This is a genomic window from Rhizobium sp. BR 317 (assembly GCF_047445835.1).
Taxonomy (GTDB): domain Bacteria; phylum Pseudomonadota; class Alphaproteobacteria; order Rhizobiales; family Rhizobiaceae; genus Rhizobium; species Rhizobium paranaense.
This window is the reverse complement of record NZ_JARWLB010000012.1, coordinates 118831-134273: the sequence shown is the minus strand read 5'-3', so window position 1 is coordinate 134273 and position 15443 is coordinate 118831. Positions and strand designations below refer to the sequence as shown.

Below are 15443 nucleotides of genomic sequence, written 5' to 3'. Positions count from 1 at the left end.
GGTTTGAGCCGACGGCCCCTTGACCCCGAGTCAAGTGCACTACCGCGCTGGCATTGACAGTCATCCCCTCTAGGGGGATACAGGACATCATGACGGAACACACACACGCCACTCATCCGGAGATCATCAAGCGGCTCAAGCGCGCTGAGGGCCATTTGAAGAGCGTGATCACCATGATCGAGGACGGCAAGCCATGCCTCGACATCGCCCAGCAGCTATCCGCCGTCGAGAAGGCGATCGTCAACGCAAAGCGCACTCTTATCCAGGACCATCTCGATCATTGCCTCGAAGAAACTGTCGGAGCGCTGCCTCGCGACAAGCGGCAGTCCATCGACGAATTCAAGACCATTACGAAATACCTCTGACGGCATGGCCGATCTGCTGGCTTATTTCGGATTGTTCGCAGCAGCCTTCGGCGCAGATCCTCACGGCTGCGGGGGTCCAAGAAGACGATGGATTGGATTTGCAAAAACCAATCTAAAGGAACGCAAATTCGCCACTCAGGCGCCGGCCTTGTTTTCGGTAACAGATTGGCCTCTGAACCAATCGATTGCGGAACGAGTCTCTTATTTGTCCGTGGTTAGCGGCACAAGCTAGAAGGCTCCGGGACTTCTGATCTCGGACCGATTTCCGGTGCCAGGCCTTCAATGCTCAGGTCTTTTCGGTCAGACCCGTTCCACACCAAGGCGATACCGTGACCTTGCTGGGCGGCCAGTACGGCATCGTAATAGCGGCCGACGGAAAGCGCTGGCGCACTTGCCGCCAAGCTTGGCAAAACTTAAAATGGCCCCGACGTTTCGGCGTGGCGCGAGGTCTTACACGAGACTGACGGTGGGCAGGCTCTGCTTCCCACCGGGACGTCCGCCCTGCAACTTATGCTTGATTTAATCACTTATTCCTGTGATGCTCATTTCATTGCTGAGATACTTCGTATCTGACGCTGGATTTGATTGAGATCAAAGTCGTCCCCCTGCATTCGTAGTTATTCCTGATTTCGAGACTGAAGAAGGACACATCCCTCGTCACGAATGGAATATCGCCATGCCTGCTCTCGAAGACATTGACGTAAAGGCTCAGCGTACCGCCCTCACCGCAAGCACGGTTGCGTTTACCGTGTGTTTTGCAGCCTGGACCATTTTCGCCATTATCGGAATTCGAATTCGAGACGAGCTCGGGCTCAGCGAGACCGAATTTGGCCTTCTGGTCGGCACGCCGATTCTGACCGGTTCATTGATCCGTGTCGCGCTCGGAATCTGGACGGATATTTATGGCGGGCGCATCGTGCTCGTCGGGACCATGCTGGCCGCGGCTGCCGCAACCTTTTTGCTGACATTCGCTCATACATATCCGCAAATGCTGCTCGCGGCCCTTGGGGTCGGTATCGCAGGCGGTTCGTTTGCCGCTGGGGTTGCCTACGTTTCGCGGTGGTATCCGCCTGGCAGGCAAGGCATGGCGCTTGGAATTTTCGGGGCAGGGAATGTCGGTTCGGCCGTTACAAAGTTTCTGGCGCCCTTGGTCCTGGTCGCCTGGGGCTGGCATGCGGTTGCAGAAATCTGGGCGGCAGGCCTGGTAATCACCGCGATCCTCTTCTGGTTCACGACGAAAGACGATCCCGTCCAAGCCGAACGGCGCCGCACCGGTCAAAGGCCGAAGAGCGCATGGCTCGAGCTTGAGCCGCTGAAGAATGTGCAGGTCTGGCGGTTCTCGCTCTATTATTTCGTTGTATTCGGCGCTTTCGTTGCCCTTGCACTGTGGCTGCCGCAATATCTGATCAGCGTTTACGGGCTCGATATCCGCACCGCCGGTATGATCGCCGCCTTCTTCTCCGTGCCGGCCAGCCTTTTTCGCGCTTACGGGGGCCATCTCTCGGACGTCTATGGCGCGCGCCGCGTGCTCTATTGGACGTTCTTCGTCTCCGTTGTCGCCACTTTCATCCTCGCCTATCCGCCGACCGAATACGTGGTCACAACACTCAAAGGCCCCGTGAACTTCCACCTCGAGATGGGGCTGGTGGGTTTCACCGTCGTTCTCTTTGTCCTCGGCTTCTTCATGGCGCTCGGCAAGGCTGCGGTCTACAAGCACATTCCGGTCTATTATCCGGATCATGTCGGCGCCGTCGGCGGGCTGGTCGGGATGATCGGCGGTCTCGGTGGGTTCCTGTTGCCGATCCTCTTCGGTGTCCTGCTCGACCTTACCGGCCTCTGGACGAGCTGCTTCATGGCGCTTTTCCTGCTGGTCTCGGTCGCTCTCCTCTGGATGCATGTGGCCATCCGTCAGATGGAGCGCGGTGCCACGGAAAAGACCCTCGCTGCGCTGCCGCCCTTCCCGGAAATGCAGGGCATGCCGGCACCGAAGGCCGAGCCTCGCCGCAGCGATGCGGTGCTGACCGACTGGCGTCCGGAAGATCCGACTTTCTGGGCGGAAAAAGGCCGGCGCATCGCGCGGCGCAATCTCCGGCTTTCGATCCCGGCGCTGCTTCTGTCCTTCGCTGTCTGGCAGGTCTGGTCGGTGGTCGTCGCGAAGCTGCCGCTCGTAGGCTATGCCTTCACCACCGATCAGCTCTTCTGGCTGGCGGCTCTTCCCGGCATTTCCGGCGCAACCTTCCGGATTTTCTATTCCTTCATGGTGCCGATTTTCGGCGGGCGGCTGTGGACGACGCTGACGACCTGGTCGCTGATCATACCCGCTGTCGGCATAGGTTTTGCGGTGCAGAACCCGGATACGCCCTACGTCGTCTTCCTTCTTCTTGCCCTGCTTTGCGGCTTCGGCGGCGGTAACTTCGCCTCGTCGATGTCCAATATCTCCTTCTTCTTTCCGAAGTCGGAAAAGGGCAATGCGCTGGCCCTCAATGCCGGTCTCGGCAATCTCGGCGTGAGCGTCGTCCAGTTCGTCGTGCCGCTGGTTATCACCACCGGCATCTTCGGTTGGCTCGGCGGCGATCCGGTCATGACGAAGGCAGCGACCGGCGCAACGCCGCTCTGGCTTCAGAATGCAGGCTTCTTCTTCGTCCCGTTCATCGCGATCTCGGCTTTCGCCTCCTGGTTCGGGATGAACGACATCGCTTCGGCAAAGGCGTCCTTCGCCGAGCAGGCGGTCATCTTTCAACGCCGGCACAACTGGATCATGTGCTGGCTCTATACCGGAACCTTCGGCTCCTTCATCGGCTATTCGGCGGGCTTCCCGCTGCTTGCCAAGACGCTGTTTCCCGATGTCAACGCGCTGCAGTTCGCCTTCCTCGGCCCACTGGTCGGGGCGCTTTCCCGCTCGGGAACCGGCTGGCTTGCCGACCGCTTCGGTGGCGCTCGGGTCACCTTATGGGTCTTTGTGCTGATGATGGCCGGTGCCTGCGGTGTCCTCTGGTTCATCGCGACCAAGGATCAGCCGGATGCCTTCTGGGGCTTCTTCATCTCCTTCCTGGTGCTCTTCTTCGCGACAGGTGTCGGCAATGCCTCGACCTTCCAGATGATCCCGGCGATCATGGGTAAGGAAATGATCCGGCTGATGCCGGACGCGACGCCCGAAGCCCGCCGTCTGGAGGCCGAAAAGGAATCCGCCGCGATGACCGGCTTTACCTCGGCGATCGCCGCCTTCGGCGCCTTCTTCATTCCGATGGGCTACGGGCTGTCGATCACCTTCACGGGCGGGCCGCAGGCAGCACTCTGGGCCTTCCTCATCTTCTACGTGACCTGCCTCGTCCTCACCTGGGCCGCCTATACCCGCAAGGGCGGCCTTCTCTACGACGTCGAGCGCAACAAGCGAAGCACCGCCGGCAAGGCCGCTGCCGCTGAATAAGACCAGGAGAACCACATGTCTCATTTCCTCGACCGGCTCACCTTCTTCCGAAAGAATGTCGGCCAGTTTTCCAACGGCCACGGCATCGTCACCAGCGAGGATCGCTCTTGGGAGGATGGCTACCGCAAGCGCTGGCAGCACGACAAGATCGTCCGCTCCACCCATGGCGTGAACTGCACGGGCTCCTGCTCGTGGAAGATCTACGTGAAGGGCGGCATCGTCACCTGGGAGACGCAGCAGACGGACTATCCGCGCACGCGGCCGGACCTGCCGAACCATGAGCCGCGCGGCTGTTCGCGCGGCGCGTCTTATAGCTGGTATCTCTATTCCGGCGCGCGTGTGAAATACCCGATGATCCGAGGCCGGCTCCTGAAGCTGTGGCGCAAGGCGCGGCAAACCATGTCGCCGGTCGCCGCCTGGGCGTCGATCGTCGAGGATGCCGAAAAGCGCAAGTCTTACATCTCCATCCGCGGGCACGGCGGCTTCGTGCGGGCGAATTGGGACGAGGTGACGGAAATCGTTGCTGCCGCCAACGCCTACACGATCAAGGCGCATGGCCCGGACCGCGTCATCGGCTTTTCGCCGATCCCGGCGATGTCGATGGTCTCCTATGCGGCGGGCGCGCGTTATCTCTCGCTTATCGGCGGCGTGTGCATGTCCTTCTACGATTGGTATTGCGACCTGCCGCCGGCAAGCCCGCAAACCTGGGGCGAGCAGACCGATGTCCCGGAGAGTGCTGACTGGTACAATGCCGGCTTCATCATCGTCTGGGGCTCGAACGTGCCGCAGACGCGCACGCCGGACGCGCATTTCTATACCGAAGTCCGCTACAAGGGCACCAAGAGCGCCGTCGTCAGTCCGGACTATGCCGAGGCGACGAAATTCGCCGATATCTGGCTGAACCCGAAGCAGGGAACCGATGCGGCGCTGGCGCTCGCGATGGGCCATGTGATCTTGCGGGAATATTATCTCGAACGGTCGGTTCCCTATTTCGAGGATTACACGCGTCGCTACACTGATATGCCGTTCCTGGTGCGGCTTGTGGAGCGGGAGGGCCGGCTGGTTCCCGAGCGCCTGCTTCGGGCTTCGGAACTGGAAGGCACGCTGGGCGAAACCAACAATCCGGAATGGAAGACGGTCGCGATCGACGAAAAGACGGGCGAACTGGTCGCGCCTCTCGGCTCCGTCGGCTATCGCTGGGGCGAAGCGGCCAAGTGGAACCTTGAGGAGAAAGATGGCCATGGCCACGACACCTGTCTCAAACTCTCGCTTGCGGGCGAGGGGGCTGAGATCGAGGCAGTGGACTTCCCCTATTTCGGCGGCCGGGCCACGGAGCACTTCGTGGCGACTGAGCATGGCGAAATCCTGACCCGCAATGTCCCTGTCCGGACGATATCAGGCACCGATGGCGCCCCCATCAAGGTCGCGACTGTCTACGATCTGATGATGGCCAACTACGGTCTCGATCGCGGTTTCGGCGGTGCGAACGTTGCCCGCGATTACGATGAGAATGTGCCGTTTACGCCCGCCTGGGCGGAGAACATCACCGGGGTCAAGCGCGATGCGATCATCACCGTCGCCCGGGAGTTCGCAACCAATGCCGAGAAGACCAATGGCCGCTCGATGATCATCATCGGCGCCGGCATGAACCATTGGTACAACATGGATATGAACTACCGCGGCGTGATCAACCTCCTCGTCTTCTGCGGGGCGATCGGTCAGTCCGGCGGCGGCTGGTCCCATTATGTCGGGCAGGAGAAATTGCGGCCGCAGACCGGCTGGACGCCGCTTGCCTTCGGGCTCGACTGGTCTCGTCCGCCGCGCCACCAAAACTCGACGTCGTTCTTCTATGCCCATACCGACCAGTGGCGCTATGAGACGCTGACGGCGGCTGAGATCCTGTCGCCGACGGCGCCGGAAGGCGATTGGCAAAGCAGTTTCATCGACTACAACGTCCGCGCTGAGCGCATGGGCTGGCTGCCGTCGGCCCCGCAGTTGAAGGTCAACCCGCTMTCGATTGCCGCAACAGCGAAGGCGGCCGGCCTGGAGCCGAAGGATTACGTCGCCAAGGCGCTGAAATCCGGCGAGCTCGAGCTTTCATGCGAGGATCCGGATGATCCGGCCAACTGGCCGCGCAATATGTTCGTCTGGCGCTCTAACCTGCTCGGCTCCTCCGGCAAGGGGCACGAATACTTCCTAAAGCACCTGCTCGGCACCGAAAACGGCGTCATGGGCAAGGACCTCGGACCGGAAGGGGCTGTTCGCAACAAGGAAGTCGTCTGGCATGACGAGGCGCCGCGGGGCAAGCTTGACCTGCTGGTGACCCTGGATTTCCGCATGTCGACCACATGCGTCTACTCCGACATCGTCTTGCCGACGGCCACCTGGTACGAGAAAAACGACCTCAACACTTCGGATATGCATCCCTTCATCCATCCGCTATCGGCGGCGGTTGATCCCGCCTGGGAAGCTCGTTCCGACTGGGAGATCTACAAGGGCATTGCCAAGGCCTTTTCGCGTATTGCCCCGGAAGTGCTCGGCGTCGAGCAGGATGTCGTCTTGACGCCGATTCAACACGACACCGCCGGCGAAATGGCGCAGCCCTTCGATGTCAAGGATTGGAAACGCGGCGAAATCGAGCCGATACCAGGCCTTAGCATGCCATCGGTCGCTGTTATCGAGCGCGACTACCCGAATACCTACGCCCGCTATACGGCGCTCGGACCGCTGATGACCTCGATCGGCAATGGCGGCAAGGGCATCAACTGGAAGACCGAGCATGAGGTGGCGGCGCTCGGCGCACTGAACGGCGTGCATCCGGACGGTGCGGCAAAGGGCATGCCGAAGATCGAGACGGATATCGATGCCGCCGAGGTTATTCTGATGCTCGCGCCGGAGACCAATGGCGAAGTGGCGGTGAAGGCCTGGGAGGCTCTCTCGAAAGCGACCGGCCGCGAACACAAGCATCTCGCCCTTCCCAAGGAAGACGAGAAGATCCGATATCGCGATATCCAGGCGCAGCCGCGCAAGATCATTTCGTCGCCCACCTGGTCGGGCATCGAGAGCGAGAAGGTCTGCTATAATGCCGGCTACACGAACGTCCATGAGCTGATCCCATGGCGTACGCTCACGGGCCGCCAGCAGCTTTATCAGGATCATCTTTGGATGCGGGCTTTCGGGGAGGGTTTCGTCACCTGGAAACCGCCGGTGGACCTGAAGACGATCGGTGTTGTGAAGGATCGCCATCCGAACGGCAATAAGGAAATCGTCCTCAATTTCCTGACGCCGCACCAGAAGTGGGGCATCCATTCCACCTATACCGACAACCTGTTGATGCTGACCCTGAACCGGGGCGGGCCCGTCGTCTGGGTTTCCGAGACGGATGCGAAGTCGGCGGGCATCGTCGACAACGACTGGGTCGAAGTCTTCAACGCCAATGGCGCGCTGACGGCCCGTGCCGTCGTTTCGCAGCGCATCAAGCAGGGCATGGTGCTGATGTATCACGCCCAGGAAAAGATCATTAACACCCCTGGCTCGGAGATTACCGGTAACCGCGGCGGCATCCATAACTCGGTGACCCGCACGGTCCTGAAGCCGACCCATATGATTGGCGGCTATGCCCAGCTCGCTTACGGTTTCAACTATTACGGCACCGTCGGTTCCAACCGCGACGAGTTCGTCGTCGTGCGCAAGATGTCCAGGGTCGATTGGCTGGAAGAGCCGCTCGCAACCAATACCCAGAAGGAGGCTGCAGAATGAAGATCCGTGCTCAGATCGCGATGGTTCTGAACCTCGATAAATGCATCGGCTGCCATACCTGTTCTGTGACCTGCAAGAACGTCTGGACCAGCCGCGAGGGCGTCGAATATGCCTGGTTCAACAATGTCGAGACCAAGCCCGGCGTCGGCTATCCCCGCGAATGGGAAAACCAGGAGAAATGGAACGGTGGCTGGCGGCGCAAGCGCAATGGCAAGATCGAACCTAAGATCGGTGCGAAATGGCGCATCCTCGCCAATATCTTCGCCAACCCCGATCTGCCGGAGATCGACGACTATTACGAGCCCTTTACCTTCGACTACGACCATCTGCACACGGCGAAGGAATCGAAGGCCTTCCCGACGGCGCGCCCGCGGTCGCTGATCTCAGGCGAACGCATCGAGAAGATCGAATGGGGTCCGAACTGGGAGGAAATCCTCGGCGGAGAATTCGAGAAACGCTCCAAGGACGTGAACTTCGAGGGTATCGAGAAGGAAATCTACGGCCAGTTCGAAAATACCTTCATGATGTACCTGCCGCGGCTGTGCGAGCACTGCCTCAACCCGGCCTGTGCTGCCGTCTGTCCTTCGGGCGCCATCTATAAGCGCGAAGAGGACGGCATCGTGCTCATCGACCAGGACAAGTGCCGCGGCTGGCGTATGTGCGTTTCCGGCTGCCCTTACAAGAAGATCTATTACAACTGGTCATCCGGTAAGTCGGAAAAGTGCATCTTTTGCTATCCGCGTATCGAGGCCGGCCAGCCGACGGTCTGCTCGGAAACCTGCGTCGGGCGCATTCGCTATCTCGGCGTGCTGCTTTACGATGCCGACCGCATCGAGGCGGCCGCAAGCGCACCGAACGAGAAGGATCTCTACCAAGCCCAGCTCGATCTTTTCCTCGACCCGAAGGATCCGAAGGTGATCGCCCAGGCGCGCGCCGACGGCGTACCGGAAGCGTGGCTCGAGGCCGCTGTTGTTTCGCCGATCTGGAAGATGGCGATGGACTGGAAGGTCGCCTTTCCGCTGCATCCCGAATATCGCACGCTGCCAATGGTCTGGTATGTGCCGCCGCTTTCGCCGATCCAGTCGGCAGCTTCTGCCGGCAAGATGGGCCTGAACGGCGATATGCCGGATGTTCGTTCGCTGCGCATCCCGCTGCAATATCTCGCCAACCTCCTGACTGCTGGCAACGAAGAGCCCGTGGCGCTGGCGCTGGAGCGCATGCTTGCCATGCGCGGCTATATGCGCGCCAAGTCCATTGACGGCCGCATTGACGAGCGTATCGCGGAGAATGTCGGGCTCACCGGAGCCGATATCGAGGACATGTACCGGATCATGGCCATCGCCAACTACGAGGATCGCTTCGTCATCCCGACGGCGCATCGCGAATGGAGCGAGGACGCCTATGATCTGCGCGGCTCCTGCGGCTTCACCTTTGGCAATGGCTGTTCCGGTGGCTCAAGCGAGACCAATCTCTTCGGCGCGAAGCCGCAGAAAAAGGCCAAGAACCCGATGGAGATCGCATGATGACCGAGAGACAAGCCGTTCTTACCTTCCGCGCACTCTCCGCACTCCTGACCTATCCGTCGGAGGAGCTTTGTGCTGCCGTACCGGAGATCGAAGAGGCGATCACCTCCGAGAAGCTCGTGCCGCCTGCGATCGCATCGGCGCTTCGCCCGCTTCTCAATGATCTTACATCACTCGATCTCTTCGAGCTGCAGGAACGCTACGTCGAACTATTCGACAGAAGCCGGCGCCTTTCGCTGCATCTCTTTGAGCATGTGCATGGAGAAAGCCGCGATCGCGGGCAGGCCATGGTCGATCTCGCCGCTCTTTACGAAAAGGACGGACTGGAACTCCAGGCCAACGAACTGCCGGACTATCTGCCGCTCTTCCTCGAATATCTGTCGACGAAGCCGCTTGGCGAGGCTCTCAACCTTCTCTCTGAGACCGCTCATATCCTGGGTGCGCTCGAAGAGCGGCTGGTATCACGGGAATCTCCTTATGCGGCCGTGCTAACGGCCATTCGCGTCATGGCGGGTGTCTCGCTCGATACGTCCACTGAAGTCGAGCTTCCCGCTTCAGCGTCCGGCGACCTTGCCGCCCTTGATGCGGAGTGGGAAGAAACCGCCGTCACCTTCGGCCCTGGAGGCGGCGCCATGGACGGTTGCTCCAGTGAACGGCTTCAGACCCGATTGCGTGCGGCACATCGCGATGTGCGCAGCAACGCTCATTGAAGGAGGAAGATCATGTCCGAGACGATCAATTCCGCACTCTTCGGCTGGTATCCCTATCTCTGTCTCACGGTCTTCCTACTCGGCAGCTTGATCCGCTTCGATCGCGAGCAATATACTTGGAAGACCGGTTCGTCGCAGTTGCTGCGCCGCAAGCAACTGCGCTGGGGTTCGAACCTGTTTCACATCGGCATATTGGTGATCTTCTTCGGCCATGCCGGCGGATTGCTGACACCGATTGCAATCTTCGACGCGCTTGGGATCTCGCACAGTTTCAAGCAGGGACTCGCGATCGTCGTCGGCGGTGTCTCCGGCATCGCCTGCTTCATCGGCATTACGCTTCTTGCCCATCGCCGCTTCTTCGATCCGCGCATCTGTGCGACGTCGAGTTTCGGGGATATGGCGATCCTGCTCATTCTGTGGCTGCAACTGACGTTCGGCCTCTCCACCATCTTCGTTTCGCTTCAGCATATGGACGGACATGAGATGGTGAAGTTCATGAACTGGGCGCAGGGCATTTTGACGCTGCAGCCGGCTGCCGCTGCCTACGTCGCGGATGTGCATCCCATCTTCAAGATGCACCTGTTGCTCGGCATGACGATCTTTTTGCTGTTTCCGTTCACCCGCCTTGTCCATATCTGGAGTGCGCCGATCTGGTATCTCGGACGTCCCGGCTATCAGGTCGTGCGGAGCCGCTTCGATCGCGAGCGTCATCCGTCCCGTTCCTACAGGCATCCGGGGGAGTGAGCCATGGTTTCCATCATCATCGACCGTACCACCACGCAGGTAAGCGGCGAGCACGAGCACCGGCACGAGCATAAGCCAAACCGGTCCGAGGCAGTCGTCATGCCGCCGGTCAGCGTCAACGGCGTGTCGATCTCCCGCAAGGACATCGCCGCAGAGACGCAGAATTTCCCGGCCGACAATCCGGGCGCTGCATGGCATGCCGCGACGCGAGCGCTCGTCGTTCGCCATCTGCTTTTGGAGGAGGCGCAGCGCCTGGGCATCCTCATCGAGCCACAGGCCGATGCCGAGGGGCGCGTCGAAACCGATGAAGACGCGTTGCTGCGTGCACTCCTCGAACGGGAAGTGCAGACGCCCGCGGCGGACGAGGAGGCGTTGCGTCGGTTCTATGACAATAACCGCAAGCGTTTCTTGACGTCGCCGCTTTTCGAGGTGGATCATATCCTGATCGCAGCGCGGCGGCAGGATGCCGTCGCTTTCGCAGAAGCGCGGGAGCGGGTGGTTTCGCTTGCCGGCGCTCTGGAGCGCGAGCCGGAGCGCTTTGCCGAATTGGCCAGAGACTGTTCCGACTGTCCCTCACGCGAGGTCGGCGGCAGTCTCGGGCAGGTCAGCCTGGGAGATACGACGCCGGAATTCGAGGCCGCGCTGATCGAGCTTGCTGTCGGCCAGATATCAGCGCCCGTCGAAACCCGCTATGGGGTCCACCTCATCCGCCTCGCCCGGAAGATCGAAGGTTCGCTCCTGCCGTTCGAAGCGGTCAAGGCGCAGATCGCCTTCTATCTCGAAGAGCACGTCCGTCGTCAGGCAACGGCGCAGTATATCTCGCTGCTCGTTGGCCGCGCAGATATCCGCGGAATCGCGCTTAAGGGTGCTGCGACACCTCTTGTGCAGTGAGGGCAAGGCATGTTCGGCACTCTCATCGCTTCGCTCGACAATCCGGAGACTGCTGCGGCGCTCATGGACGCGCTGGGGATGGAAGGTCTGGCGGAACGGCTTGAAATGGCGGCCGCCGCGGAGGGGATCGAGCCGGCCGCCTATCTTGCCACCACCGTCAGGTCGTTCATGGAGACGGCATCCGACGATCATTTCGTCCAGTTGATCGGCATCATGAACAGCGCCAAGGATCCAGGCCTTGCCGCAATCCGCGCTATTCTCGCCAAGGCTTTGCCGGAGGCTGCACCATGAGGGGGTCCTGCCCGCTGACCGATCTCTTCGGCCGCAGGATCACTTATCTCAGGCTGTCGGTGACCGATCGCTGCGATCTGCGCTGCGTTTATTGCATGCCGGAAAGCATGGCGTTCCTGCCGCGCCGGGACCTGTTGACACTGGAGGAAATGGACCGTTTGGCATCGGCGTTTGTCACGCGTGGCGTCAGCAAGATTCGCATTACCGGCGGCGAGCCCCTGGTGCGCAAGGGGGTGATGGGTCTGTTGGAAAGCCTGTCCCGCCATCTTGCAAGCGGCCGGCTCAAGGAACTCACCTTGACGACGAATGGCACTCAGCTTGCCCGCCATGCGGAGCAATTAGCCCGCGTCGGCGTGCGGCGGATCAATGTCTCGCTCGATACGCTGGATGCGGATCGGTTTCGAGCGATTACCAGGCGGGCCGAATTCCATGCGGTGATGGATGGATTGCTGGCTGCGCAGAAGGCCGGCCTTGCCGTAAAGCTCAACGCGGTTGCCTTGAAGGGCATCACCGAAGGCGAAATCCATGAGCTGATTGCCTTTGCCCATGGCAGGGGCATGGACCTGACTTTGATCGAGACCATGCCGCTTGGCGATGTCGGTGCGGACCGGACCGATCAATATTTACCGCTGGGCGATCTCAGGCGGCTGATCGAGGCGCGCTGGACACTGGTCGACACGCCGGAGCGGACCGGTGGGCCGGCGCGATATGTTCGGGTGGCCGAAACCGGCGGTCGCATCGGCTTCATCACGCCGATGAGCCATTCCTTCTGCGAGAGCTGCAACCGCGTGCGCGTCAGCGCGACGGGCGTGCTCTATACCTGCCTTGGTCAGGAGGACAAGACCGACCTGCGCGCGGCCCTGCGTGGCTCCGAATCCGACGAGACATTCCATGCGGCGATCGATGAGGCCATCAGGGCGAAGCCGCGTGGCCATGATTTCCACATCGATCGTACAGGCGCGCCAAAGCTTGCTCGCCATATGTCGACGCTCGGAGGCTGATCGATCTGCACTCTCGCTGCTGGCGGCGAGAGATTACCCCTGATAGTGCAACTCGTCCGCCAGGAAATCGATGAGGGCTTGAACGCGATGACTGGCCGCGCTGCCGTTCGTGACCGCATATAAATTGGCGCTTTCCGGTAGAAACCGTTCGAGCGCCGTCACCAGTGCCCCGGACGCCAATTCTTCGCGGACGTCCCAGATGGGGCTCAAGATGACGCCATAGCCCTTCAAACCCCAGCGTTTTAAAATGGAGCCGTCGTTTGCCACACGGTTTCCAGAGACTCGCGTCGAGATTTTCCGGCCGTCATCCACAAAATGCCAAGTCGAGAACGTCGTTGCCGGCCTCGAGACCAACAGGCAATTGTGACCAGCAAGGTCGTCAGGATGCGCCGGCAGCCCGTGTGAGTTCCAATAGGAGGGGGCTGCACATATGACCCGCTGGCCGCGCAAGATCAGGCGCGCCTTCAGCGAAGAGTCTCGCAGAGGTCCGTTGCGTATCGCGAGATCGATATTTTGCTCCACGAGATCGATAACGGCATCCGAGAGATGCAGATCTATCGAAACGCCCGAGTGCAGTTCCATGAACCGGTCGATTGCGGGGACGATTTTGCTCCTGCCGAAGTCAACGGTTGAAGTCATTCTGATAGGGCCACGCAAGGGGCCTCCTCTCACTCCTTCGACGGACGCATCCCAATCGGCGAGCAATCGCCGGGCATTGGACAGGAACTGCAGACCCTCGTATGTGAACGAAAGGCGTCGCGTTGATCGTCTGATCAATGTCGCGCCCGCCTGCTCCTCCAACTGCTGCAACGCCACCGTAACCGTCGACGTGGCAACGGCGCTCTGTCGTGCCGCCGCTGACAGGCTTCCCGCCTCCGCGATGCCGACGAAAAGACGGAGCGCATCCAAAGTGTCCATTTCTCGAAAACTCCGAAAGGTGTTGTCGGAACTTACCTGATTATCAAGCAAACCGAAATGATCGATATTTCCGGCATCAAGTTTGGATGCAGCCGCTCGGTGAGTGGCGCCAGGAAGGAAATCGAAATGCCGGTCAAAGCACGAGCAGCGCGGATTCATCAGTATGGTGCGCCAGAGGTTTTAACGTTCGAGGACATTCTCGTCCCGGAACCGGGCGATGGCGAGGTCCTCGTCCGCAGCACGATGATTGGTCTCAATTTCGTCGATGTCTATTTCAGGCGTGGTTCGATGGAGGTGCCGTCGTTCCCTGCAACGATCGGCAACGAGGCTGCGGGGATCGTCGAGGCTGTCGGACGCAACGTCACATCCGTAAAGGTGGGTGATCGCGTCGTTTTCGGCCACAGCACCGGCGCTTACGCCACCGCCGGTCTCCATCCCGCTGACCGGTTGGTGGTCATTCCGGACGGCGTCTCCGATGCGCAGGCGGCTGGCAGTTTCCTCAAGGGATTGACCGCCAGATATCTGATCAAGGACGTCGTGCCGTTGAAGCGCGGCGACACGATCCTTTATCACGCCGCGGCTGGCGGGGTCGGCCAAATCTTCGTGCAATGGGCAAAGTCGCTCGGGTATCGGGTTATTGGTACGGTATCCAGCGACAGCAAGGCAGAGGTTGCGCGCCAGGCGGGGTGTGATCACGTCATCAACTACCGCACGGAAGATTTTGTAGCGCGAACCTTCGAACTGACGGATGGTCTCGGCGTCGACGCTGTCTTCGACTCCGTCGGACGGGATACCTTCCGTGGCTCCCTTGCCGTCCTCAAAGTTCGCGGCACGCTGGTTCAATTCGGTAAGGCGTCTGGCGAGATCGCGCCCATCGATCCTTATGAACTGGGTCCGCGGGGGCTGCACGTCACATGGCCGATGCTGCAGCATTACGTCACCACACCGGCTGAGACCGCAGAAGCCGCTGCCGATCTGTTCGCTGCAATCCAATCAGGCATTCTGCAGGTCGAACCTTCCCGCATTTATTCGTTCGATGACGTCGTCCAGGCTCATCACGATCTGGAAGAGCGACGCACGACGGGTTCGGCGGTCCTTCGCGTAACCCAATAGCGAGGATGCCGAACGGCACCCGTGGGCGCCAAGGCTTTGGCGGCAAGAACGTTAGCCGGGTGTGACAGGCAGCATTTCGGCGCGTCTGGGTATCCTACAGTAACTTACCGGCGATCCAGCGTATCTTACTACGAGGCTGGGCGCCGCTGTTCTATTATCCTCCAAACAGCGGAGGGTAATGTCATGACTGGAGAGGAAAAATCGGAATCCCACTCTTCGATGATCAGTGCGGAGGAGCTGCGTAAGCGCGCGCTTGAACTGCAGCTCGTGGAAATGCAGCGCGACGAGAAGATCAGATCGCGCGAAGCCGAAAAACATGCGGAGTTTGTCGAAGAATTTTTTGGAAAACAGATTAGCGACAAGGAGCGGGAGACCATTCGCCGCGTGGTGATGAAGTCCGTTGCCGACGGTAAGGTAGAAGCATTGATCTACAGTTTCCCTTCCGACTTCTGCACCGATGGTGGTCGCGCCATCAACAGCCAGCGCTCCGATTGGCCTTCCACCCTGCAAGGAAAAGCCAAAGAGCTTTACGAGCTTTTCAATGAAGTTGCTCGTCCGAAGGGCTACACCCTCACCGCTGCGGTCATCAACTTCCCGGGTGGCATGCCCGGCGACATCGGCTTTTTCCTGAATTGGGAAGCGCCGGTCGCCTGATCCCTACCGAAATCGGCGCTTCGATGGAATTGGCGACCAACAGGGCT

At 60.3% G+C, this 15443-nt stretch carries 12 protein-coding genes; 11 read left to right on the top strand and 1 reads right to left on the bottom strand.

Annotated elements, in window-relative coordinates:
* The first annotated feature begins 89 nt into the window (after positions 1-89).
* The 9 genes from QD357_RS19785 (at position 90) to moaA (ending at position 12711) form a co-directional block, all read left to right on the top strand.
* Entirely contained in the window at positions 90-365 is a 276-nt protein-coding gene (locus QD357_RS19785) for a metal-sensing transcriptional repressor (RefSeq protein ID WP_183938754.1), read from the top strand.
* Positions 366-1041: 676 nt separating this feature from the next.
* A complete protein-coding gene (locus tag QD357_RS19780; RefSeq protein WP_414124852.1) occupies positions 1042-3792 on the top strand; it encodes a nitrate/nitrite transporter in 2751 nt (916 codons plus the stop codon).
* 15 nt (positions 3793-3807) lie between these two features.
* Positions 3808-7551: a nitrate reductase subunit alpha gene (locus tag QD357_RS19775; protein ID WP_414124851.1), complete on the top strand. Its 3744-nt coding sequence runs from the start codon at positions 3808-3810 to the stop codon at positions 7549-7551.
* Positions 7548-9074, top strand: a complete 1527-nt coding sequence (gene narH, locus QD357_RS19770; protein WP_183938756.1) for a nitrate reductase subunit beta — start codon at positions 7548-7550, stop codon at positions 9072-9074. Before QD357_RS19775 ends, narH begins: the two co-directional genes overlap by 4 nt.
* Complete coding sequence (gene narJ / locus QD357_RS19765; RefSeq protein WP_414124849.1) at positions 9074-9784, top strand: nitrate reductase molybdenum cofactor assembly chaperone; 711 nt, start codon at positions 9074-9076, stop codon at positions 9782-9784. Before narH ends, narJ begins: the two co-directional genes overlap by 1 nt.
* Positions 9785-9796: 12 nt before the next feature.
* The gene (gene narI, locus QD357_RS19760; protein ID WP_414124848.1) at positions 9797-10528 is read left to right on the top strand and encodes a respiratory nitrate reductase subunit gamma; all 732 of its coding nucleotides are present in this window, start codon (positions 9797-9799) and stop codon (positions 10526-10528) included.
* A 99-nt stretch (positions 10529-10627) separates the two neighbouring features.
* Positions 10628-11419 carry a peptidylprolyl isomerase gene (locus tag QD357_RS19755; RefSeq protein ID WP_414124887.1) on the top strand — a complete coding sequence of 264 codons (792 nt, stop codon included), beginning with the start codon at positions 10628-10630 and terminating at the stop codon, positions 11417-11419.
* 9 nt (positions 11420-11428) lie between these two features.
* Positions 11429-11710: a hypothetical protein gene (locus tag QD357_RS19750; protein ID WP_414124847.1), complete on the top strand. Its 282-nt coding sequence runs from the start codon at positions 11429-11431 to the stop codon at positions 11708-11710.
* Positions 11707-12711: a GTP 3',8-cyclase MoaA gene (gene moaA / locus QD357_RS19745; protein ID WP_414124846.1), complete on the top strand. Its 1005-nt coding sequence runs from the start codon at positions 11707-11709 to the stop codon at positions 12709-12711. The genes QD357_RS19750 and moaA overlap by 4 nt, the downstream gene beginning before the upstream one ends.
* Positions 12712-12744: 33 nt before the next feature.
* Here the strand turns inward: moaA and QD357_RS19740 are convergent, their stop codons facing one another.
* Positions 12745-13629 (bottom strand): LysR family transcriptional regulator, encoded by an 885-nt coding sequence (locus QD357_RS19740; protein ID WP_414124845.1) that lies wholly within the window; start codon positions 13627-13629, stop codon positions 12745-12747.
* Between the two features lie 126 nt (positions 13630-13755).
* Between QD357_RS19740 and QD357_RS19735 the strand changes: the two genes are divergently transcribed.
* Positions 13756-14742 carry a quinone oxidoreductase family protein gene (locus QD357_RS19735; RefSeq protein ID WP_414124844.1) on the top strand — a complete coding sequence of 329 codons (987 nt, stop codon included), beginning with the start codon at positions 13756-13758 and terminating at the stop codon, positions 14740-14742.
* Between the two features lie 183 nt (positions 14743-14925).
* Positions 14926-15396 carry a hypothetical protein gene (locus tag QD357_RS19730; protein ID WP_183938984.1) on the top strand — a complete coding sequence of 157 codons (471 nt, stop codon included), beginning with the start codon at positions 14926-14928 and terminating at the stop codon, positions 15394-15396.
* Positions 15397-15443 lie beyond the last annotated feature (47 nt).

Coding starts and splice junctions, on each gene's coding strand:
- moaA (WP_414124846.1), top strand. CDS start 11,707: ATGAGGGGGTCCTGCCCGCTGACCGATCTCTTCGGCCGCAGGATCACT.
- narH (WP_183938756.1), top strand. CDS start 7,548: ATGAAGATCCGTGCTCAGATCGCGATGGTTCTGAACCTCGATAAATGC.
- narI (WP_414124848.1), top strand. CDS start 9,797: ATGTCCGAGACGATCAATTCCGCACTCTTCGGCTGGTATCCCTATCTC.
- QD357_RS19740 (WP_414124845.1), bottom strand. CDS start 13,629: ATGGACACTTTGGATGCGCTCCGTCTTTTCGTCGGCATCGCGGAGGCG.
- narJ (WP_414124849.1), top strand. CDS start 9,074: ATGACCGAGAGACAAGCCGTTCTTACCTTCCGCGCACTCTCCGCACTC.
- QD357_RS19785 (WP_183938754.1), top strand. CDS start 90: ATGACGGAACACACACACGCCACTCATCCGGAGATCATCAAGCGGCTC.
- QD357_RS19735 (WP_414124844.1), top strand. CDS start 13,756: ATGCCGGTCAAAGCACGAGCAGCGCGGATTCATCAGTATGGTGCGCCA.
- QD357_RS19750 (WP_414124847.1), top strand. CDS start 11,429: ATGTTCGGCACTCTCATCGCTTCGCTCGACAATCCGGAGACTGCTGCG.
- QD357_RS19755 (WP_414124887.1), top strand. CDS start 10,628: ATGCCGCCGGTCAGCGTCAACGGCGTGTCGATCTCCCGCAAGGACATC.
- QD357_RS19730 (WP_183938984.1), top strand. CDS start 14,926: ATGACTGGAGAGGAAAAATCGGAATCCCACTCTTCGATGATCAGTGCG.
- QD357_RS19780 (WP_414124852.1), top strand. CDS start 1,042: ATGCCTGCTCTCGAAGACATTGACGTAAAGGCTCAGCGTACCGCCCTC.